Origin of the sequence: Paenibacillus dendrobii (assembly GCF_009807035.1) — a bacterium.
GTDB classification, from domain to species: Bacteria; Bacillota; Bacilli; order Paenibacillales; family Paenibacillaceae; genus Paenibacillus_AQ; species Paenibacillus_AQ dendrobii.
This window is the reverse complement of the sequence record NZ_WUBI01000001.1, coordinates 1,500,631-1,523,830: the sequence shown is the minus strand read 5'-3', so window position 1 is coordinate 1,523,830 and position 23,200 is coordinate 1,500,631. Positions and strand designations below refer to the sequence as shown.

At 48.4% G+C, this 23,200-nt stretch carries 19 protein-coding genes; 15 read left to right on the top strand and 4 right to left on the bottom strand.

Annotation, left to right across the window (positions count from 1 at the left end):
* Positions 1-18: 18 nt before the first annotated feature.
* A complete protein-coding gene (locus GRF59_RS06435) occupies positions 19-1,050 on the bottom strand; it encodes a LacI family DNA-binding transcriptional regulator (protein WP_160496786.1) in 1,032 nt (343 codons plus the stop codon).
* A gap of 671 nt (positions 1,051-1,721) precedes the next feature.
* On the opposite strand from GRF59_RS06435, the gene GRF59_RS06430 reads away from it, so the two are divergent.
* The 12 genes from GRF59_RS06430 (at position 1,722) to GRF59_RS06375 (ending at position 15,798) form a co-directional block, all read left to right on the top strand.
* A complete protein-coding gene (locus tag GRF59_RS06430) occupies positions 1,722-2,645 on the top strand; it encodes a carbohydrate kinase family protein (RefSeq protein WP_341480018.1) in 924 nt (307 codons plus the stop codon).
* A gap of 232 nt (positions 2,646-2,877) precedes the next feature.
* Entirely contained in the window at positions 2,878-3,810 is a 933-nt protein-coding gene (pfkB, locus tag GRF59_RS06425) for a 1-phosphofructokinase (RefSeq protein WP_160496785.1), read from the top strand.
* A 150-nt stretch (positions 3,811-3,960) separates the two neighbouring features.
* Complete coding sequence (locus GRF59_RS06420) at positions 3,961-4,383, top strand: GNAT family N-acetyltransferase (protein WP_237391659.1); 423 nt, start codon at positions 3,961-3,963, stop codon at positions 4,381-4,383.
* On the top strand, positions 4,380-5,096 hold the full coding sequence (locus tag GRF59_RS06415) for an HAD family hydrolase (RefSeq protein ID WP_237391658.1): 717 nt from the start codon (positions 4,380-4,382) through the stop codon (positions 5,094-5,096). The genes GRF59_RS06420 and GRF59_RS06415 overlap by 4 nt, the downstream gene beginning before the upstream one ends.
* A 211-nt stretch (positions 5,097-5,307) precedes the next feature.
* A complete protein-coding gene (locus tag GRF59_RS06410; protein WP_160496784.1) occupies positions 5,308-6,348 on the top strand; it encodes an ABC transporter substrate-binding protein in 1,041 nt (346 codons plus the stop codon).
* 74 nt (positions 6,349-6,422) lie between these two features.
* Positions 6,423-7,346, top strand: coding sequence for an ABC transporter permease (locus GRF59_RS06405; protein ID WP_160496783.1), 924 nt, complete (start codon positions 6,423-6,425; stop codon positions 7,344-7,346).
* Complete coding sequence (locus GRF59_RS06400) at positions 7,339-8,133, top strand: ABC transporter ATP-binding protein (protein WP_160496782.1); 795 nt, start codon at positions 7,339-7,341, stop codon at positions 8,131-8,133. Before GRF59_RS06405 ends, GRF59_RS06400 begins: the two co-directional genes overlap by 8 nt.
* A 367-nt stretch (positions 8,134-8,500) precedes the next feature.
* Positions 8,501-11,260, top strand: a complete 2,760-nt coding sequence (locus tag GRF59_RS06395; protein ID WP_237391657.1) for a CHASE3 domain-containing protein — start codon at positions 8,501-8,503, stop codon at positions 11,258-11,260.
* A gap of 147 nt (positions 11,261-11,407) precedes the next feature.
* The gene (locus GRF59_RS06390; protein ID WP_160496780.1) at positions 11,408-11,932 is read left to right on the top strand and encodes a PadR family transcriptional regulator; all 525 of its coding nucleotides are present in this window, start codon (positions 11,408-11,410) and stop codon (positions 11,930-11,932) included.
* 215 nt (positions 11,933-12,147) lie between these two features.
* The gene (locus GRF59_RS06385; protein ID WP_237391656.1) at positions 12,148-13,566 is read left to right on the top strand and encodes a spore germination protein; all 1,419 of its coding nucleotides are present in this window, start codon (positions 12,148-12,150) and stop codon (positions 13,564-13,566) included.
* 14 nt (positions 13,567-13,580) lie between these two features.
* Positions 13,581-14,666 carry a GerAB/ArcD/ProY family transporter gene (locus GRF59_RS06380; RefSeq protein WP_160496778.1) on the top strand — a complete coding sequence of 362 codons (1,086 nt, stop codon included), beginning with the start codon at positions 13,581-13,583 and terminating at the stop codon, positions 14,664-14,666.
* Positions 14,659-15,798: a Ger(x)C family spore germination protein gene (locus tag GRF59_RS06375; protein ID WP_160496777.1), complete on the top strand. Its 1,140-nt coding sequence runs from the start codon at positions 14,659-14,661 to the stop codon at positions 15,796-15,798. The genes GRF59_RS06380 and GRF59_RS06375 overlap by 8 nt, the downstream gene beginning before the upstream one ends.
* 44 nt (positions 15,799-15,842) lie before the next feature.
* On the opposite strand, the gene GRF59_RS06370 is transcribed toward GRF59_RS06375, so the two are convergent.
* The 3 genes from GRF59_RS06370 to GRF59_RS06360 all read right to left on the bottom strand — a co-directional run bounded on the left by GRF59_RS06370 (position 15,843) and on the right by GRF59_RS06360 (position 19,682).
* Positions 15,843-17,987, bottom strand: a complete 2,145-nt coding sequence (locus tag GRF59_RS06370) for a YhgE/Pip domain-containing protein (RefSeq protein WP_160496776.1) — start codon at positions 17,985-17,987, stop codon at positions 15,843-15,845.
* A gap of 164 nt (positions 17,988-18,151) precedes the next feature.
* On the bottom strand, positions 18,152-18,679 hold the full coding sequence (locus GRF59_RS06365; protein WP_160496775.1) for a YfiT family bacillithiol transferase: 528 nt from the start codon (positions 18,677-18,679) through the stop codon (positions 18,152-18,154).
* Positions 18,680-18,935: 256 nt separating this feature from the next.
* Positions 18,936-19,682: a polysaccharide deacetylase family protein gene (locus GRF59_RS06360; protein ID WP_160496774.1), complete on the bottom strand. Its 747-nt coding sequence runs from the start codon at positions 19,680-19,682 to the stop codon at positions 18,936-18,938.
* A gap of 174 nt (positions 19,683-19,856) precedes the next feature.
* Between GRF59_RS06360 and GRF59_RS06355 the strand changes: the two genes are divergently transcribed.
* From GRF59_RS06355 to GRF59_RS06345, 3 genes are all read left to right on the top strand, one after another.
* Complete coding sequence (locus tag GRF59_RS06355; protein ID WP_160496773.1) at positions 19,857-20,693, top strand: sensor histidine kinase; 837 nt, start codon at positions 19,857-19,859, stop codon at positions 20,691-20,693.
* Positions 20,690-21,367, top strand: a complete 678-nt coding sequence (locus GRF59_RS06350; protein ID WP_160496772.1) for a response regulator — start codon at positions 20,690-20,692, stop codon at positions 21,365-21,367. Before GRF59_RS06355 ends, GRF59_RS06350 begins: the two co-directional genes overlap by 4 nt.
* A 140-nt stretch (positions 21,368-21,507) precedes the next feature.
* Positions 21,508-23,193, top strand: coding sequence for a spore germination protein (locus GRF59_RS06345; protein ID WP_160496771.1), 1,686 nt, complete (start codon positions 21,508-21,510; stop codon positions 23,191-23,193).
* The last annotated feature ends 7 nt before the right edge of the window (positions 23,194-23,200 follow it).

Below are 23,200 nucleotides of genomic sequence, written 5' to 3'. Positions count from 1 at the left end.
AAGCAGGGTGTTTCAAGCTCATTGATTCTTGGTGGTAACGCTCCACTTACTGGATGAACGGAATTTCGTTTCGAAAGGAACGGAGATATTCACCGGCAGCGGATAGGGGTCCCGGATCGTTTGGAGCAGTGTTTTGGCTGCGATAGTTCCGATTTCAAACGTCGGAATATGAATGGTCGACAGCGGTGGTACGGTATAACGGGATGGCTCATTATCATCGAATCCGACGACCGCAAAATCCTGGGGGATGCGGAAGCCCTTCTCGGAAATGGCCCGCATTGCGGCCATGGCCATAATATCGCTTGCAGCAAAAACCGCAGTCGGAAGTTCCTTCTGATTGTCCTCCAGGAAAGCCAGCATCATCCGGTAAGCTTGATCTGGCTCCCACTGTGCATCCAGCACGCGTGCCGGGTCCAATGGGATTTGGGCTTCCCCCAGTGCCTGCTGGTATCCCCGAAACCGCTTCTCGCGTTCCATGAGACCGGATAAGCCGGTTCCTCCGATGAAGAGAATATCGCGGTGTCCCTGCTGCGTTAAATGCTGCACTGCTTTTTGGGCTGCCCCCACGCGATCATAGGAGATGGTTGGTATGCTGCTGTCGGTTACGTCAATGCCCACCACGGGGCAGTTTTGCTTCCGGATTTGACGATAAATGCTCTCATCGATACCTTCGATCAGAATCAGGCCTTCGATTGTATTGTCGTGAAGAGCAGACTTCAGGACCTCTGGTTTTTTTAGCTCGTCTTGAGTGTAAGTAAAAGCCAGTTTAAAACCATTTTTTGCAAGCTCCTGATCAATACCTTCCAAGATCACCGAGAAGTAAGGATGATAGCGGCGATTTTGCAGGGTGGAAACGATGCATCCTACCCGTTTGGTTTGCGGGGTCAATACCCCCGAACTTCTGATCTGATATCCGAGCTCGCGGGCCGTGTCCCATATTTTCTTTTTCGTATCTGAATTCACGGAACGGTTGGTTTCGTTGGAAAGCACGCGTGAAACGGTGGATACCGAAACGCCGACAACATCCGCGATGTCCTTGAGAGTAGCCATAATCTGACCGCCTTTAAGATAATGTTTGCCGCAAAACGAAGTATTCGGTTATAGACCGGATTCTTCATATGTATTTATTCATGGTAAGGCATAAAGAGATGAAGGTCAATTGAAGACATGAGTTTAATGTTCATGCAAAAACGAAATATGTTGCCGCAAAATATTAATCTAAATATGTTGACATTGCAAAATATGAAGCATACAATTTGCCTATGAAGAATGAGATGAGTACATAAAAAAATGGCGAAAAAGGAGAGGGAATCACAACTGGAATTTCGATCGCTGGAGCTGTAATCGCCTTCACACATGAGATTATCCGTCGGTATTATCCATATTGACGGGTTGGATGGAGGAACGATTTCTCTTGTCGATACAGATTCGAAAATATTGAGAATTTTACGCAAAACATTGCAAAAAAAACGTAGATTCCCAGAAAAGAAATGGTCAGTACTGGCTTTCACGAATCGTCCTGTAGTGATCTAAGGTTCTCAAATCGTCAGTAGACAGGAAGTTCGGCAGCACAGGAAAACGTGAAATATGAGTATGAGATTCCTATGAATTTTGGCAAGAACCAATGTATTGGCGATACGCTGGCACCCGTTAACATCCGCTGTATGCTCCCTGGCGGAAATGAAGGACATAACGAAAACACATGTAAAGGAGAAAGAGCTGTGAAAATTGTCGTGATCGGCGAGTTGAATGTGGATGTGATTATATCGGGGACGGATTTGATACCCGAATGGAACCGCGAAAAGCTGATCGATTCTTTTGATATTGTTCTCGGATCCTCTTCGGCAATTACTGCATGCGCATTGGCTGGAATCGGAGCGGATGTACAGTTTGTCAGTATGGTAGGGGAGGATGACTTTGGACGGTTCTGCGTGAAGGAGCTCGAACGGATGCAGGTACATACCGGTCATGTGATCCGGAATCCGGAAGTCAAAACCGGAGTCACGCTTTCTTTTTCGACGCCAAGTGACCGCGGGCTCCTAACTTATCCTGGCAGCATTCCGCTGCTAAAACCGCAAGACATTCCTGAACAAGTGTTTGAGCATGCAGAGCATGTGCATTTCGGATCTTATTTTCTGCAGGATGGCATGCGACCGCATTGGGAAGCCTTGTTTGCCCGTCTTCGCTCCCAAGGGATCACGACTTCGTTCGATACCGGCTGGGATGTTCATGGTGAATGGCACCGCGAGGGAATTGACCGCCTGCTGCCGCATACGGACCTGTTTATTCCAAGCGAAGAGGAAATCATGCATATTTATCAGACGGCAAATGTAGAAGAAGCGGGACGTAAACTGCCAACGGGTGCCAATACGGTGGCAGTCAAGTGCGGCAGCATGGGTGCCATGCTGCTTACTCCCGGTGGATCGCCGGAAATGGTTCCGTCGTTCAGCGTGACTCCGGTTGACACGACGGGCGCGGGAGATGCATTTAACGCGGGGTTGATCTATGCTTACCGCAGCGGATTGCGAGGAAGGGAGATGGTGAGGTTTGCCAATGCAAGCGGCGCGATCTCCACGCAGGGGATCGGGGGAACGGGCTCTCTTCCATCCGCATCGAAAATCGAGGATTTTTTGATATCCGTATAGGGATATCGTCAAGGCAAAGCGTTGTGCAATCCAAAGAGTGCAGGTATACTTTGGATATTGCCGATGTATCCGTTTACCTGAATGAATCTCTGCCGGAGATCAGGAGCGGATGTAGGGGGCATCGAGAAGACATAGCAGTTGGTGAGCATGGCGTGATGAGGCCTTCCCCGGGCCGCGCAACGCGAAGTGCAGGCTCATTTTGACAAGCTAGGGATTGGATGACGGGAGACATATGATTACTACTGTGACATTGAATGCAGCAATTGATAAGACATACTCGCTCCCCACGTTTCCGCTGGGTAAAGTCTCGCGGGTTCAGCGTTTTCATGCTGCGCCGGGAGGCAAGGGGATCAATGTGGCTAAAGTTGTAGCTCAGCTGGGAGTACCTGTGACAGCAACCGGTTTTGTAGGCGGCATGAATGGGGAAATCATCAAGCAGCAACTGACTCAAATGGGAATTGCCCATGATTTTGTATCCGTAGCAGGAGAATCGAGAATTTGCCTGAACATTCTGGATGAAACGAACGGAACGTCCACCGAACTTCTGGAGCCAGGGCCGACTGTCGACGACGCTGCTCTGAAGGAAATGGAAGCGAAGATCAGCGAGTTAGCGTCCCGTTCTACCATCGTATGCTTCAGCGGCAGCTTGCCAGCCGGAGTTCCCCAAGACTTCTATGTGAAGCTGGTCTCCATCGCCAAACAAGCCGGAGCTTACGTGATTTTGGATGCTAGCGGAGATGCTTTGCGCTATGGGCTGGAAGCGAAGCCGGATATGATTAAGCCTAATGAAGAAGAAGTGGCAGCTTTGCTAGGCATTGAGGTAGCGGATGAAGAGGCGCTGCAAACGGCCGTCGAAACACTGCTGTATAAATATGAAATGGACCGGATCAGCGTATCATTGGGCGGAGCCGGTTCCATGACCGCGGCAAAAGATATTTGCTATCGTGTCACGACACCAAAAGTGGAGGTCGTGAACACGGTTGGATGCGGCGATTCTTTTGTCGCTGGCATGGCCGTTTCTCTGGCCAAAGGTTTATCGCTGGAGGAAGGATTGGCCATGGCATCCGCCGCTGGAACCTCCAATGCCATGACGGATCTGGCCGGCCATATCGAGCCTGAAGTATTTGAACAGCTCCGTAAGCAGGTGCAAGTGGTTCGAATCTAAAGCATTCTTACGGAACACAGCTGTCAGCCAATAGACCGGCGCCTTTGCGCCCGGTCTGTTTGAGCTTAAGCCGTCCCTTCAAAAGAAGGATTATTGCCAGTCATGAAGAATTTTTTCATTATGGCTCGTAAGGAAAGGATGGATCGTGAAATGGCTCAAGACATATGGATCAGCGAACGGAAGGATTTGCTTCAACTGGACCGGATTGCTTCGTTGCTGCACGGCAGCTACTGGGCGAAAAACAGACCGGCGGACATGATTCGCTCATCGATTGAGAACTCCATCTGCTTCGGGTTGTATGACAAAGAGGTACAAATTGGCTTCGCCAGGGTAGTGACCGACCTGGTCACCATGTATTATCTTTGTGATGTGATTGTAGACGAAGCGTACAGGGGACGGGGACTCGGCAAACAATTGGTCGCTTCGATCACGTCTGACAGCAGGCTGGAACATTTGCACGGCATATTGGTTACCGAGGATGCCCATGGCTTATACGAGAAGTTTGGCTTCGTTCGTGATCCGGATCGGACGCTGCGGAAAAAGAGAACGTCCACTACGGGAACGGATGCATGAAAAATTACAACGATGAAAAGGTGAGCATATTGATTAAGGCTGTAGTTTTTGATTTTGACGGATTGATGGTGGATACGGAAACGCCCGCATACCATGCTTTTTGCAAGGTGTACGGTGAATATGGCAAGGAATTGCCCTTGGAGATGTACGCGCAGTGCGTGGGGACCTCTTTCGATGTTTTTAACCCGTATACATATCTTGCTGAGATTTTACAGCATACCGTAGATCCTGAAGTGATTCGCAAGCAGGTGGATGTCCGATACAAGGAGATGCTTCAGCATATTCAGCCGAGACCCGGCGTCGTGGAATATCTGTCAGAAGCCAAGGAACTTGGGCTGAAAATCGGTCTTGCTTCGAGCTCGTATTTCAATTGGCTGGAGCCTTACTTAACCAAGTTTGATTTGCACGGTTATTTTGATTCGATCAACACGGCGGATCTGGTCCAGGAGGTGAAGCCGAATCCCGAGCTGTATCTTCTCTCTTTGCGAAAGCTGGAAGTCGAGCCGGAAGAAGCCATTTCCTTCGAGGATTCCCTGAACGGCTTTACGGCGGCGAAAAAAGCTGGACTTCATACGGTGATTGTTCCTAACGAGATGACAAGCACGTTTCCTTTCGAGGATTATGATCTGAAAATTCCAAGCATGGAATCCATGGGTTTGAAAGAGGTTATCCTTCGGCTGGAGCAGCAAAACCGGGTGGAAACATTGGAATAATTGACATTATATGACTGGGTAAAAGTTTCATATTTTTTGTCGGATAACGATTGACGGATGCGGGAGTGCCCATATATGATTATGAATAATCAATTGATAGTATAGGGATGAGTTCTATTCTATACTTCAATCGGCACTTCTTTTTTTACCCAAATGCTTTAGCGCTTTCGAACACAAAAGCAATGTAGAGGAAAATTTTGGAGGGGTCTTTATGTTGAAGAAAAAAATGTTGTTATCGGTCGTCATGTCGGCGCTTCTGGTTACGGCGGCAGCGGGTTGCGGCAATTCAGACGGCAAGAAATCGGAAGAAGGTTCGGGCGGCGCTCAGACCGAGAAGAAGTCTTACAAGATCGCTATTTCCCAAATCGTGGAGCATCCTTCACTGGATGCGACCCGTGAAGGATTCCTCGCTGCATTGAAGGATGCAGGAATTGCTGAGGGCGATAACCTGAAGGTGGATTACAAAAACGCCCAGGGCGATTCTGCCAACAATCTTTCCATTGCGCAGACGATTGCTTCGGAGAAGGAGGATCTGGTGCTTGCCATTGCGACACCTTCGGCCCAGGCTATAGTTCAGCAGGTAAAGGATAAGCCGGTTCTGTTCGCTGCGGTAACCGATCCGTTAGATGCGAAGGTCGTGACCAACTTGGATCAGCCCGGCGGCAATGTATCGGGAGTTTCCGATACGAACCCGGCAGCGGTTCAGAAGCTGATGGATTTTGTAGCGAAGAACTTCCCGAATGTTAAAACGGTTGGACTTGTCATTAATGAAGGCGAGCCGAACGCGGTCGTCATGTCCAAAAATGCTGAGGAAGCGCTGAGCAAGCATAACATCAAGCTGGTGAAGGCGGCAGTAACGAACACCTCGGAAGTGAAGCAGGCAGCACAGTCGCTGGTAGGACGTGCAGACGCCATCTTCATTACGCTGGATAACATGGTGGTAAGCGGTGTCGACACCATCATACAGGTGGCTAACGAAAATCATATTCCGTTTTTCTCCAGTGATCGGGATACCGTCGAGAAAGGCGCGTTTGCTACGGTCGGTTTCAAGTACTTCGATCATGGATACCAAGTCGGACAAATGGCCGTCGATATTCTGAAAAATGGCAAGAAGCCGGGAGATATGAAGGTCACGATGCAGGAGAAGCTTGATCTGATCCTGAATTTGAAGGCTGCTGCAGCACAGGGCATTATAGTTACGGACGATATGAAAAACGAAGTGGAAGACAAAGAGAAAAACATCATTCAGTAACAGCGAAGAATGGTTATAGGGGAGTGGCGATATCCTTCGTCCACTCCCTTCATGTCATAAGGAGGGTATTCATCATGTTAAGCTCGATCTTAGGTGCGATTGAACTCGGTATGCTTTACGCTTTGATGGCGCTTGGGGTATATATTACGTACCGGATCCTCGATTTTCCGGATTTGACTGTAGACGGCAGCTTCGCAACAGGCGGAGGCATCGCGGCAGTGATGATCTCTCACGGGTATAATCCTTGGCTGGCTAGTGTTGTCGCATTCGCTGGCGGAATCGCGGCGGGGGTCTGTACGGGACTTCTGCATACCAAGGGGAAAATTAACGGACTGTTGTCCGGTATATTGATGATGATCGCCCTTTACTCCATTAATATGCGAATTATGATGGGCAAGCCCAACATCGCGATGATAGGTGTGGATACCGTCTTTACCTCAATCAATCCTTGGATCCTGATTCCGCTGGTCGTCATTATTGTTTTGCTGCTCATGAACTGGTTCCTGCATACGGATTTGGGGCTGGCTCTTCGGGCAACAGGGGATAACGACCGGATGATTCGCAGTTTTGGAGCGAACACGGATACAACCAAAATTGTTGGCGTCAGTCTTGCAAACGGATTGGTTGCCTTGGCGGGAGCGCTTATCGCACAACAATCCGGTTTTGGAGATCTCAACATGGGCATCGGCATGATCGTTATTGGATTGGCATCCGTCATTATTGGCGAAGCGATCTTCGGCGCTAGAAATGTCATTCAAGCTACGATTGCCGTTGTGCTTGGCGCGATAATCTATCGTATTGTGGTTGCGCTTGCACTCCGGGTAGGATGGCTTGATGCATCGGATTTGAAGATCATCACAGCGGTCATCGTTATCGTAGCGCTTGTCTTCCCTACCGCGAGCAGATCGATCAAGCAGAAAAAGCTGGCAAAGAGACGTACGGCCGAACTGACAGGAGCACTCCAAAATGGTGCTGCGGGAGGTGATCTTCATGCTTGAAATCTCTCATGTATCCAAGCTTTTTAATCCGGGAACGCCGGATGAGAAGATCGCCTTGAACAATATACAATTAAGCCTGCGTCCCGGAGATTTCATCACGTTGATCGGAAGTAACGGTGCCGGCAAATCGACTCTGATGAATATCATTTCAGGCGTAATGAAGCCAGATGCCGGCGAGGTTTTGATTGATGATCAAATAATCAGTCATCTGCCCGAATATCGGCGCAGCAGGTGGATTGGCCGAGTGTTCCAGGACCCGATGGCGGGTACGGCGCCGCATATGACGATTGAAGAAAATTTGGCCATGGCTTTCGCAAGGGGCAAGCGACGGGGACTCAAGCTAAGTATCAAAGCGAACCGCAGGCAGATGTTCCGGGAGTCTCTGGCACGGCTTGGGATTGGACTTGAGGATCGTCTGCGAGCCAAGGTCGGACTTTTGTCCGGTGGTGAACGCCAGGCGCTGAGCCTGCTGATGGCCACCTTTACAGAACCCCAGATCCTGCTGCTTGATGAGCATACGGCCGCGCTCGATCCAGCCCGTGCCGAACTGATCACCAGGCTGACGGAAACAATCGTCCGCGAGATGAAGCTGACGACTGTGATGGTTACGCACAACATGGAACAGGCGATCCGTCTTGGCAACCGGCTCATTATGATGGACAAAGGACAGATCATCCTGGACATCGATGAGCAGAGGAAAAAGAACTTGACGGTCGAAGAGCTGCTGGGAGAATTTGAACGAATCAGCGGCCACAAGTTGTCGGACGACCGAATGGTACTTGCATAGAACTTCAGTTTCGCATTGAGAACAGACCTGCTTGGGACTACCACCTGAGCAGGTTTTTTTATACTATAATATACGAAAGCGATAGAGATGGGATTTGCTTTATGAGACGTATACGAAGATCAGCTTCGCTTGCTCATCAACAACTCGACCAGGAAGGTACATCGGATACTCTTTGTCACCGGTTTATCATTACAGGGCAGAGAGAAAGATATAAATATACTTGCATAACAAACAGTGATAGACTTTTAATATCAGAATTGCTACGAAGCTTACATGGCAGTTGATTATTTACATCGCAACTACTAAAATATTGCAGTGAGCTTTTTAGTAGATTCAGTGGGACGGGGGGTTGTATTTGCAGAAGAGAATGAAGTTGAATATTGGCTCCAAGATCACGCTCGGATATATATTTATTTTGGTCTGCTTTGGTATATTTCTGCTGGTCGTAACCAACAGGGTAGCCTCGCTCCAACATGAAACCGACTTTGTCAGTGAGCATGATATCGAGGTCCATGATTTAGCGAACAGCGTGGAGAAATCCTTGCTCGACATGGAGACGGGGCAGCGCGGATTTGCCATCACGGGGGATGTTTCCTATCTGGATCCTTATAATAAGGCCAGTGAAGCATGGGAAACGAACTACAGCAAGCTTTACTCGCTGTTGGCTGATAATCCTGCGCAACAGGAGAATCTGACGGATATTCGTCAAAATATCAATAAATGGATTGAAATTGCCGGTAAACCCATCATCGACTTGAAAAAGGCCGGTAGAGATGATGAAGTTATGCAGTTTTTCAAGACAGATCCGGGCAAAAGCGAGATGGACTCGATCCGATCGAAGTTCAATTCTTTCTTAAGCACGGAGAAAGCTCTGACCAACGAACGGGTACAGAATCTATCGGACAGCAACAACAAGCTGATCACGACGATTTATATACTATGGGCCATCGTCGCAGTCCTTTCGGTTCTGGTAGCTGTGACGATCTCAAGAAACATCGTTACTATTATTAAGGATGTAACCAGAACCATTCGAGAGATGGCTGCCGGCGGCAGCCTGGATCAGAGAATACAAGTCCGCACGAATGATGAAATAGCTGACTTGGGACGGACGACCAATGATTTGCTTGAGGTCGTGCAAAAGCAGGGGGAACTGAAGGATGAAGTCGCAGCGATGTCGACGTTACTTCAGAATGAATCCAGCTTGAAGAGCTTAAGCGAGCAGTTCGTGAACCGTTTGGCTACGGTTCTAGGCGTACCTTATATCGCGTTATATGCCGCACAGCATGATGAGCTTGTACTCACCGCTTCCTACGCCGGAGATTTCCAACAAACAGGACAACGCATTATCGCTTTCGGCGATGGACTGGCAGGCCAATGTGCGAAAGACCAGCAAATGATCACGCTGAATCAAATTCCGGGTGATTATATACGGATCTCATCGGGGCTCGGAAATACCGTCCCATCATTTCTGGTGCTGACTCCCTTTATATATGAAGGGAAGCTGCTTGCTGTCATTGAAATCGCTGCCCTGAATAAACTGGATGCTCATCAGATGGAAATGCTGAAACAGCTCGTAGATGCTGCTAGCGGAACGATGCACAGTGTTATTAACCGAATGGAAATCCAGCGGCTGTATATGGAAGCACAGACTCTGAATGAAGAGCTGCAGACCCAGTCCGAAGAGCTGCAAGTACAGACCGAAGAATTGCAGGTACAGTCCGAAGAACTGCAAATGCAGACAGATGAACTTCAGTCGCTCAATGATAAGCTCGAAATTCAGAAGGATCAGGCAGAGAATGCTGCTGTCGAGCTGGAAAAGTATGCAGAACAGCTAAAAACCAGCTCCAATTACAAATCGGAGTTTTTGGCCAATATGTCGCATGAGCTGCGTACACCGCTGAACAGCATGTTGATCCTGTCCCAAATTCTGGCTGAGAACCGAAGTGGAAATCTCACCGATGAAGAATCCAATTATGCATCCGTGATAAACTCTTCGGGAACGGATCTCCTTCATCTGATCAATGATATCCTGGACCTGTCCAAGGTCGAAGCAGGTAAGATTCAACTTGAGATATCTCCCGTGAACTTGTCCGAGATTCCGGAGTCCATGAATCGTTACTTCGGAAAGATGGCTGAGGCGAAATCACTGCAGTTTCGATTGGAAGTGGCTCCGAATGTGCCAGAGGTATTTTACAGCGACGAGCTCAGACTTCATCAAATTATTCGGAATCTTCTCTCTAACGCCTTTAAGTTTACCGAACGCGGAGAAGTCACATTGAGCATTTATAAACTGGATTCGATTAAAACTAGCGGATTTTCGATCCCGGGTCAAACCCTGGCGTTCGCGGTCCGGGATACGGGGATCGGCATTTCGGAAGATCAGCAGTCCATGATTTTCGAAGCCTTCAAGCAAGCCGACGGAGCAACGGCACGTAAATTTGGCGGCACAGGACTTGGCCTGTCCATCTCGCAGCAATTTTCGAAGCTGCTTGGCGGTGAGTTGACGGTGGAAAGCGTGCCGGGAATCGGCAGCACGTTCACTTTGTACCTGCCATGCGAAACAGAGCATCTCGATGTTTCCCCGATGATTCTGATGCAAAACGAGGCTGCCGTAGGAGCATCTCCGGGTTCAGCATCGCAGGCAGCATGGCTTGGAAGCAGCACATATAAGCCTGAAGATACGGGCGGAAAGCATTCCATTGTTGAAGAAGAGCCTTTGTTCCTGGAAGAAACAGACCTGTTCGAAGGTAAAAAGGTGCTTGTTGTTGATGATGATATTCGGAACGTTTATGCTTTGGCCAATGCGCTGGAGAGATACAACATGCATGTGCTTACGGCTCAGAACGGCTACGAATGCTTGGATATTTTGCAGCAAGAACCGGATATATCCATTATCCTGATGGACATCATGATGCCTGAGATGGATGGGTATCAAACGATGAAAAATATCCGCCAAACACTGGAATTATCCGAGCTTCCGATTCTTGCCTTAACTGCCAAGGCCATGAAAGAGGATCGGGATAAATGTTTGGCGGCAGGAGCTTCGGATTACCTGAGCAAACCATTGAATATCAATGAAGTTATCTCGCGTATGAAAGTATGGATGACGAAGTCCCAAATGGAGTAGTACAAAAAGAGACGCAGAGCATGCTCTGCGTCTCTTTTAATGTTCTACGTCAATCGGATCTTACCAGCGAAGAAGAACAAATTTTTGACCTTTTAGTCAGGTATGACTATACTAGTATTTAGCGATAGAGCCGAAGGAGTCATGGATATGGATGAACGTGAACTGCTTGTTTTGGGACTGCTTATGACTCAAAGCCAGCATGGGTATCAAATTAACGATTTTATAGAGCGGAACTTGGGACAAGTGTCCGATATGAAAAAAGCAACGGCATATTCCATTTTGAAACGGTTGGATAAGCAGGGGTGTGTCGTTGTAACGATAGAGCAGGAAGGCAATCGTCCGCCCAGACAAACGTATTCGATAACTGACAATGGCAAGAAGCTTTTTTTCGAGCTGCTCCGTTCGTCATTGATCCATGCGGAAAACGTGACACCTGCCGGAGATATTGGTCTCATGTTCATCGATCACATCGACCGGAAGGACGCCAAGGAGCTGCTTGCCATCAAGCTTGATAGAGTAAAAGAGCTGATCGAAGCCTGTTCCGCGATTCCAACGCATGAAGAAGGCATCGGAGTGAACTTGTCTTTCAGGCATCGCCTTGCTCTGCTCGAGTGCAATCGAAAGTTTCTGATGGAGACCATACAAGAGCTGGAAAGTCATGCACATTCATAAGACCGAACGTACAGGGAAACCGCGGGCAGCCGCGGTTTTTCTTTTTGTTTAACGAATTAGATGACAAACTAACATATCTTCTCTCATGAAAAACCTTCCCAAGTTACAGTCAATCCATTCGCCTCGTGCGGTTGTCCTTCTGATAACTTGACGTATATTTTTCCAGCTGAAATGCACACTAACCCTGTCTAATGTTTCCAAGGGAGGGTGGCAAGATGGCATCTAATCAAGAACCGGTGACGCTGACACATGTGCTGCACGATTTTGACCAATGCGTTGATATTGTACACCGTCATTTCCCGCTGCTTTCCGCAGATATTGTGTTTTTTGATCATCTGATTGACAATAATGCACTTGAACGAGACATTTTGCGGCCGTTTGCGAACATTCAAGCCGATGAGATGCACAATCTGTTAATGGATTCCCAATTTAGAGCTGTGACTGACCATAAGAAGATCATTGAAGGAATACTCAAGGGCGATGCAGCTGTTTTTCACTGCACTTCGGTGTATCTGGTAGCTTTATATGGCCCAAGCTCCCGAGCGATTGAGCAGTCGGAGACGGAAGCGGTTATTATCGGTCCTCATGATGCTTTTACGGAGTCGGCGTTCACCAATTTGTCTCTCATTAGGCGAAAGCTGAAAAGCTCCCATCTTAAAGTCGTTCAGCTTTCCGTAGGTGAAGTGGTCAAATGCGATGTGTTTGTGCTGTACATCGATGGTATTGCCAATATGGATTATGTAAACGTCATGATTGAGCGGATTCGGGACATCGAGATCGACATCATCGTGGATAGCAATATGCTTGTACAGCATATCGATGATTATCCCAATACCATATTTCCGTTGTTCTTAACCAGTGAGCGGCCTGATTTAATTGTGTCAAAGCTTTCGGGAGGAAAGGTCGCCGTCATCATGGATGAAAGTCCTTCGGTGATATCCGGGCCGACGTCGCTGTTTGAATTTTTTACCTCGCCGGACGACTATTATCAGCGCTGGGTTATTGGTACGGCAACGCGGATTCTGAGATATATTGCATTTATCATCACAATCACTTTTACGGCGGCGTATGTATCCATCACGACCTACCATTATGAGATGATTCCCGAGAATCTTCTGTACACGCTTATTGAGTCACGAAACCGTGTTCCTTTTCCTCCTGTATTCGAAGCCCTTTTGATGGAGATAACCATCGAGCTCTTGCGTGAAGCGGGAGCGAGACTTCCCAGCAAAATCGGTCAAACAATCGGGATTGTTGGAGGTATCGTTATTGGGCAAGCAGCCGTACAAGCCGGCCTGACCAGCAACATTCTGATTATCGCTGTGGCATTGTCCGCCATTGCGTCCTTTGTCATCCCAAGTTACGTGATGAGCGCTTCCATCCGATTTGCCCGCTTTTTCCTGATTGTTCTGGCCGGGCTATGGGGGAACTTCGGGCTCATGGTTGGAATTTCCGTGATTATCATCCATCTATCCAAGCTCACCAGCCTGGGATCTTCTTATATCACTCCGGTTGCGCCGCTCGAGTTCCAGGATTGGAAGGATCTTTTTATCCGCGGTCCGTTCTGGATGTTGAAAGAACGGCCGACGCAATCCCGAACGCGTAACAAAGTGCGTCAAAAAATGAAGCGGTAAAGGAAGGCGTCTCTATGAAAGAAAGATTGTATTCATCTCATATCGCCTTGCTGGTGTTCATGATTCAAACAGGCGTAGCAGCGCTTAGCCTCTCCAGAAAGGCAGCCGTGTATTTTGGAACGAATGGATGGCTGTCTATCTTGATTCTGGGCTGCGCAGCCGCGTTGAACATTGTCCTGATCGCGATGGTTAACCGGATCGGAAACGGCATCTCTGTATTCGAAATTATGGACAAGTCCATCCCGAGATTCATTACCATCCCTATCTATTTTTTCCTGACAGCATACTTCGCCATCATTGGATGTTTGGTCGGAAAGCAGTATATCCATATTTTTCAGCTCATTGCTTTCCCTAGCGCCTCCCCGCTGATGTTGAAGGGTTGTTTCGATCTGTTGGTTTTGTTTCTCGTGACCAAAGGGATTTACAATATCGGGAAGACTGCAACCGTCTTTTCCATGTTGATATTGTGGATGTTTTTTTTATTGTTCGCTTTTTCGAATGATTTTGAGTTAGAGCGTATGACTCCTTTCGTGTTCAAAGGGGGGAGAAATATGCTGAGCGGCGCGGTAGAGATGTTTGCTGCTTTTGCGGGCTATGAATTGATTTTGTTTGTCATGCCTTACGCGGACAGATCCAAAAAGTGGATGAGATCCGTGCAAATCGGCAACCTCATGACAACCTTGACCTATCTTTCGCTTGTATTTGTCAGCTTTGGTTTCTTTAGCTTGGAACAACTGAAAATCATGCTTTATCCTTTACTGGATATGCTAGCCTACATTCAATTGCCTTTTGTGGAAAGACTGGAAAATTTGCTGTTCAGCTTCCTATTGTTCACCGTGGTAGTCACTTCATCCATGTACACCTGGTCCGCTTGCGAAAACGCACAGAATATCTTTCCAAAAGCTGACCGGAAAGTAATGTCGTTGTTCATCGTTTTTGTGATGTTCCTGATTTCGGTCATCCCGGATACGCTGTTTGAGCTCGAGCTGTGGCTGAAAGTAGTAAGTTATGTTGAGGTCGCTTTATCCTTCCTCTTTCCCATATTCCTCATTTTGCTTCTTCTGATTCAAAAGCGATCGGGGGTTAAAAGCCATGCCTAAACGGGGCGCAAAGATTTTACGGTGCGTAGTGCTCGGTGTAATGGTCCTGTCCGTGACGGGCTGTGCCAGAAGTCAAAAAATCCTGGAAAGATTGGCGATAGACCATACCATTGGTTACGACCTCGATGATGACCAAAAGCTGTTCGTAACGGCGGCGATCATCAACCAAGGGGAAGGAGGTAAGGAGGTCAAACAGGAATTGATTACTGTGGAAGCGGATTCGAGCAAGGAAGCCAAGATCAAACTTTCCAGGCAGACAAGCCGTAATATTGTCACCGGTCAGTTGCGGAACACCCTGTACAGTACCGAAGTCGCCCGAAAAGGAATCCGCAGGCTTATCGAAAATCTGGTAAGGGATCCATCCATATCGCCCCGCGTCAAAATAACCGTCGTGAATGGTTCCGTGAACGAGCTGCTTAGCAGCGAGTTTCCCGATCATCCCAATACCAGCCAATATGTGGATCATCTGCTTCAGAAAAACTGGAAAAATCAAAACATCCCCCAAGTGAACGTGTATCAATTCACGAGAGATTTGCTGGATGACGGAATAGATCCGGTCGCTCCCGTCGTTCGAAGAAGAGGGGATAATGTCCTCGTGGACGGTCTCGGATTATTTAAGGATGATAGGTATGTTGGAAAATTAAGCGCTGATTATAACATGCTCTTCGCCATGTCGAGGGGGAAATACAGGCAAGGCGAAATTTACATTAAGCTGGATTATCAGGATTTGGACGGTTCGGTCATGCTTGGCACGGTGAGTAGTGACAAGAAATTCAAGGTATGGCGCAAGCGGGCGGGAGGTTTTGTCGTCGAAATGCTTCTGGAAGTCAAAGGGGACATCATGGAGTATACGGGAAATGTTCCCCTAGGCAACTCTAGGGACATTCCAAAAATTCAGCAGGGAATATCCAGTTACATATCCGACAAGATGGAGCGGATGGTCGCTATCATGCAGGAGAAGGGCTCTGACAATGTAGGGCTCGGCAAGCAAATCCGCAACAGCATCAGCTATAAAGAGTGGAAGAGCCTGAATTGGGATGAGGTTTATCCGGAAGTAACTTTCCGTTGCACGGTCAAAACGAAGATCAAAAGCACCGGTGAAATCATGGAAGTTCCGGCATTTAAGCCTTGAAGCAAAAGAAAGACGCATTCGATAGCGGAATGCGTCTTTCCCGTTTAATGAATGAGCTTGCTTTCTTTGGCCTTCTTGACGAGTCCGGCCGCCAGCTGATTGATGATGCCTTTTAATGCGAGTCCTACGATCAATGTGATGGCTGCATATATGCACATGATCAGCAGGTCGTTTCGGACAATACTCCATATGATGCCGCCTACGGATTCCCGCATCATGCCGATACCGTAAGTAAACGGCAGAAAAGGATGAATGGCCCGGAAAAAAGCAGGTGTCGTCTGAATCGGGAATGTGCCCCCGGATCCGGCCAGCTGTAGGACGAGCAAGACAATGGCGAGCGCTTTACCAACATTCCCGAACACGGACACAAGCGTATACACAATCAGCATAAACACGGCGCTGTTAACGAGTCCGAAGACGACGAACCAGGGCTTGTCGACGACATAGGTTCCCAAAATGAACATATCTCCGGTGGTTACGCAGACAGACTGCAGCAGAGCAAGCGTCAGAAACGTGAAAAACCTGCCGAAATAAACCTCGTAGCTTTTATAGGAATGCTCTCCATGGACTTCGGTCGTCACCAGCGAGACCAAGAGTGTTGCCCCTACCCATAGCGCCAGCGTAGAGAAAAACGGTGACATGGCCGAACCGTAGTTCGGAATGGGATACAGTTGATTTTCCTTCAAAACCACCGGCTCGGCGAAAAACTGGCTTTCCAGCTGGAAATTGTTCTTGAGCAGGCTGATCACTTCCTGCAGGCTGCCTTCCGATTCAAACTCCCTCATTCGCTTAGCCAGCTCGGAGACCTTGGCTTCGACTGCGGGAAGCTCCTTTTGGATGTCACCAATGCCCTTTGTTCCAACGGTCAGGCCCTTGGAGGCATCATTCAATATTTTCTTTACATCCGGCACGCTTTTTAAGGCAGTATTTAGCACGGTACGTGTCTTTTCGGCGGTCTGCTGCGCTTTACGGATTCCACTAAGAATCGCGGGCTGGATTTCGCTGTCGTAACGGCCCAGGATATCACCTAGAATTTGCGAAGCATCACCCGACACTTGATTCAACCGGTCGACCAGATCGGAAGCGGGTTTTTCGCCTTTTTTCACAGCGCTGCTTATGCTATTCACCAAGGTTTGCTGCTGCTTCATTTTGTCCTGGACCTGCTTCAGCTTGGTGCTGACGAAGCCGAGCCGGTTTCCGGTCACCTTGTTCAGCTGATCAAACCAGTTGACAAGCTGTGACTGGACCTTTAATCCGAGGGTGAGACGGGACGAAACATGATCGAGCGTATCCGTCACGACGGAAGGATCGATATTCGGGTCCTTCAGCACGGAAGTGAGCTCCTGGGTCGAGAGGGCCGTCTGCTGAAGCAGCAGCAGATCCTGCTTCACATTCGGTCCGATGTCTTTGGCGGCATCAGATGCGGTGGAAAGGAAGGTATCCAGTCCGCCCGCGAACTCTTGACCGTTCTTCGCAATATCCGTTATTAAGGGAAGATTTTTTTGAGCTTCTGCCACGAGCTGATCGGTTTTATGTATATCTTCCGCGGCAACTTGAACGGCATGATTGATCTCGGGGAAGCTCTTTTCCAGTCTGAACACAAGAGAGCGTACCTTTTCGATCGTCGGCAGCTGCTCCTGCAGCTCGATGCCCAGCTCGTTAAAAATTTTGAAAATGGTGCCGTTGGCCGTTTTCACGAAGTTTTTGCTGACTTCCTGGATGATGCCGCTGGCTCCCGAAGATGTAATTTTAGGGGAAACCGCGTTTACCTTTTCATTGACATAATACAGAATCTCAGCTTTGGTGGGGTTGTCGGAAAGGACGGTTGCGATGGTTGCCGAAAAGCTTTCGGGAATGACGATGCTGGCATAATAATCGCCGTGACGTACGCCTCGCATGGCATCTCCTTCACTGACGAAGCGCCATCCAAGCTTGTGATTGTCCTTCAAGGAATTGACCACTTCATTGCCGAGGTTGATGGCTTTGCCTTTCAGCGTGGTGCCTTTGTCATTGTTAGCCACGGCAATGGCGATATCGCCTGTGTTGCCATACGGGTCCCAGGAGGCTTTGATGTTAAACCAGGCATACAACGAAGGCAGCATGACAAGTCCCAGAATGATGACCAGCGCCGCCCAGTTCGTTGCAATATTACGAATGTCCCTGCCAAAAATAAGTGCAATGTTTTTCATTGGATCGCCTACCTCGCCTATAAAACGGTTATTGTTACGTAAATTGAAATAACCAACTTTATTTCAATTTATATAGTATTTCATGGGGGTGCTGGGAACATACCCATAGACTGCATTTCCCCTGAATACCCACAAGTTAACCATCTTAGGCGGGAGCGAAACGATTACCAGTCCATCCGGCGGCTAAGCGAGGTGATATGTGCAAGATGATGGCGTCCGTGCCAGGCATAGAGGCCGAGATGACGGTCAAGTCTTGTCTTTCCGTTGACTGGATGTACATAGGAACGCTGCCAGTCTTCTTCCTTCAGATTTTTAAACAGCATCACCATACGCGCATGGATTCCATCCAGCATCTTGAGCGATATCTCCGGAGCGGGAGCAGTAGAGTCCGCAAGTTCGGCCCAGAGTGCTTCTTCGTAGGGCTTGATCACGGGTTCATCTTCGGTTAACGCGAGTTTGATCCGAAGCAGCGAATTCATATGGCTGTCAGCCAGATGATGCACCACCTGACGTACGGTCCAGCCGCCTGGCCGGTAAGGCGTATCGAGCTGTTCATCGTTCAAGTTGTGAACGGCATCCCTCACCTGACCCGGCAAAGCGCGAAGTTGATCGATCCAGTAGCTGCGTTCGGCCGGACTGACGGCCTCGGTTGCGGTAAATTCTCCGATCGGGTAACGGAAATCTGTACTCATCATATGTACCTCCTCAATTCGTTTAAGAATCCTTCCAAACCTGAAATGCCTTTGCTTATACTATATGACTGAACCTGGCGTAAAACGATTTTTTTCACAACTTTAACATAGCACGGGCCGAAGCCGCAGATTTTTTTCGATTCTTGAGCGAAAGACTGCAGTTCTCAAGGCGTATAGTATGTAATCGACCCATAAAAATAGGCCCCAAAAGGGGCCGGTTGCTCGGTGGTCTGGTGATGTTCTTACGTGAGGCAGCTCAAGGAATGTTATATCGCGCCAGCTCGGAAACCGTGACAAATCGGTAGCCTCTTTTCTTCAGCTCCGGCAATATTTCCTTGAGTGCATCAATGGTTTGAGTCTTTCCCTCGACATGGTCATGCATGAGCACGATGTCGCCGTTTCGGGCATTGCCCAGTACTTTATTGACGATCTTACGAATTCCTGGACGGTTCCAATCCCAGGTATCCTGGTGCCACGACCACATAACCACCAAATAGCCCTCTTTCTTGCAGGTCTCTATCATCCGATCGCTGTAATATCCCCCTGGAGGACGGAACAGATAAGACCTTTTTCCCGTTGCTTTGAATATCGCGTCCTGCGTCCGGCTAAGCTGGCTTGTAATGTTCTCTACCGAGCTTCTGCGGTTGAAATAAGCATGATCATAGGTGTGGTTGCCCAGTTCATGACCCTCGGCGACGACTCTTCGTGCAAGCTCCGGATTCTTTTCGACTTGTTTGCCTACGACGAAGAAGGTTGCCTTCGCATCGTACTGTTTTAGTAAATCCAGAATGTAGGTGGTTTCATCCGGGTCAGGTCCATCATCGAAAGTGAGTGCGATAACCTTTTCCTTATTGGGTATTTCCCAAATGACGTCCCCGCGTTGCTCGTAATATTCCCGGCCTTTATTTCCGGATGGGGATGCTGAGGCAATGGGTGATAGGACTTCCAATGCCAAAATGGCAGCACATGTGGCGAGCAGGAAGCGCCGTATGTAAATTTGCATGTATCGACCCTCCTTTATGAATTGAATTCATGGGCCCGTCCGTAAAGTCCGTTGCTAGTATGCGACAGGACCTGCGTAAACATACATCATAAGCAAGGATTAACGGCGGGAGCAGGCATTTTTCCCGGCTTCGTGCTACAATATTCTGGAACTAAGGGTATTCGGGAGGTCGTCATGTCTTATAAACAGATCAAATGGATGATTTTATTTGTACCGACCTTGACGGTTGGACTGTGGGAATATGTGCGTCACACGCTTTTAATGCCTTATTTATCTATGGAAGCTGGAAATTTTCTGACGCCCGTGTTTGTATTTTTGATTAGCATGACGCTGCTTAGCCAGCTATTTTACCGTTTGGAACAGGTGCAGGAGGAGCTGAACAAGGAGCGTGCGGAGAATGCGGCTTTGGCTGCAAGGGATCTGTTGGCACGGGAACTGCATGACGGCATTGCGCAATCATTGTTCCTATTATCCGTGAAAATGGACCGTGCTGAAGCTCGTCAGAAGAACACGCGGGAACGTTCCGATATGGAAGAGATGCGAAAGCTTGTTCATGAGGTGAACCGATATGTGAGACAAGCGATTGCGAACTTGAGGTTTCCGGCACAAACGGATGAGAAGGAATACGAGGATTCCATCAAATCGAGAATTGAGCATACGGCCATGGAGGCATTTATCCATCCTGACCTGGTGTGGACGATACCTGATCAATCCTTTACGGCCAAAGAGAAAGTCGAACTGCTTGCTTGCATCCGTGAAGCACTGCTCAACATTCAGAAGCATGCGCATGCAGACAGGGTATGGGTGACGGGAAGCGGCAATGAGGATGCTTGGACGGTGCGGATTGATGATAACGGAAGAGGAACGGAATTGGATCCATTTCAACTGAAAGACCGATACGGCCTGCGAATCATGAAGGAACGCGCGCAGGAGCTGAAATGGCGGGTAGATTTTATCTCCATGCCTAAGGGAAGCCGGGTCGAAATTCGAAAAGGGGATGAGATGACATGAACATATACCGGGTATTGATTGCGGACGATTCCACACATGCGCGTGAAGCCGTTGACGAAATTCTAGCCTCAGATGACTCTTTCGAGGTTGTAGGGCAGGCGACGAGCGGAGAAGAAGCGATTGCCATGACAGAAAGTCTCATGCCGGACCTGATTCTGATGGATATTCAGATGCAGGGAATCGGGGGGCTGGAAGCGACAAGACAGATCAAGCTTCAGTATCCATACGTCAAGATCGTGATTATCACCGTTTCCGATGATGCATCACATTTATTTGAGGCGCTCAAGCAAGGGGCGCAAGGATATTTGCTGAAAAATTTATCGCCATCGACCTGGATTGAATACCTTTGTGCCATCATGAGTGACGAAGCGCCGCTAAGCCGGGAGCTTGCCACGCAAATACTCAGGGAATTTCCGCTGGCATTGAAGAGCCCGGAACATCACGAGACATTAACCAACCGGGAGCGGGAAATTCTGAACTGGGTCGCCTCAGGCCTGACTAACAAAGAGATCGCTGCGGAGCTGCATATTTCGGATCAGACCGTAAAAAATCATCTTAAAAATATCCTTCAAAAGCTCCATCTCGAGAATCGGGTACAGCTGACGCGGTATGCTCTGGAAAAAGGCCTGGTCGGCCGCAAACCGGGCTTATTCACCAAGCTTTGGAAAGAGTAAAAAGCATATTTATCGGGACAATTAATCTGTTTAGGTGGGCGTAACGCAACAGCGTTGCGCCTTTTTGCTGTGTTCAACCGCTGGATGGATTGATCCATTAATGGGAATAATGAACTCATCGATCAACTGGGGGTGTACATATGTCAGGCGAGTCCTTTTTCGGAAGAACACAACAGCATGTTAAACATCCGAACAAGGTGTTGTCAGACCCATCGGTGAAAGAGACCCTGTCATCGGATTTAAAGAAAAACCTCCAAAAAATCAAGCATGATATGGGAAACAGCGTTGATTTAATCATTCGTGAGGTGGAGGCAGAGCATCTCGAACTCCAAATGGCTTTTATTTATATAGACGGTTTGGTAGATACAACGGCAGTATCCGAGTTTACCATCCAGACGGTTCTGGACGAGACTAGCCTCTTGAACGAAGCGGAGGAGAAACCTGGAATCGAAGAGTTTAGTAACCTATTTAAGCATAGGGCATTTTCCGTGGGTGAGATCAGCAAAAGCTCCGAGTGGAAGAGAATATACGATCATTTACTCTCCGGGGATACCGTTCTCTTCCTGAACGGAAACGAGGAAGTGATCATTGCGGGTACGCGTGGCGGCGAAAAACGATCTGTGACGGAGCCTGTATCACAGACGGTGATTCGCGGGCCCAGAGAAGGCTTCACGGAATCCATCCGTATCAATACGGCGCTCCTTCGCCGTAAGATCAAAAGTCCGAAACTGTGGCTTGAAGAGATGAAAATCGGTGAAATGACACAAACGGATGTCGGAATGATGTATATTCAAGGACTCGTTAAACCGGAAATTGTCGATGAGGTAAGGAAACGGTTGTGCAATATCCATATCGATGGAATCCTGGAATCCGGCTATATCGAAGAGCTGATCGAGGATACGAACTTCACCCTGTTTCCTACGGTATTCCACAGTGAGAGACCCGACGTGATTGCAGCCAATCTTCTGGAGGGACGGGTAGCGATTCTTGTTGACGGTACGCCGTTTGCCCTAATCGTGCCCAGTACATTCAATATGTTTTTTCAGGCAGCAGAGGATTATTACAATCGTTTTGATGTCGGAAGCTTGGTGCGTTTGCTGCGTTTCTTTTCCTTTTTCATCGGGCTGCTGCTGCCATCGCTATACGTTGCGATCATTACGTTTCATCAGGAAATGATTCCAACTTCCTGGTTGTTGAAGCTGGCCGTTCAGCGGGAGGGCGTTCCTTTTCCGGCCTTCATCGAGGCTATCATTATGGAAACCGTTTTTGAGATTCTTCGAGAAGCAGGTGTCCGTATGCCGAGGACCGTCGGAAATACGATATCCATCGTCGGCGGTTTGGTGCTTGGGCAGGCTGCCGTTGAAGCAGGCATCGTGTCTCCGGCGGTAGTTATTGTCGTATCTCTTACTGCGATCGCCAGTTTCGTATCTCCTGCCTATAACATCGGAAATACAGCGAGAATGCTCCGCTTTGTGTTTTTATTCGCGTCATCCTTTATGGGAATATACGGCATGGCCTGCCTGCTGCTGATCATGCTGCTGCACATGTGCAGTCTCAAATCGGTCAATGTGCCATACATGGCTCCTTATGGACCGACTATTCTGACCGATTTGAAGGATACCCTTATCCGCGTTCCGATGAATCTTATGAAGACCAGGCCCAAGATGCTCAGCGAAAATAACCCGGTACGCTTTCGCAAAGATTTTTCCGATGAAGATGCTAGCGGCAGCTCGAAAGGACAACCGTCCAACATATCAAGCACACAGTCTTCCGACGGCGCACCCTATTCATCACAAGAAGAACAAACTGAGCCTTCGAAGGAGTGACATGGAG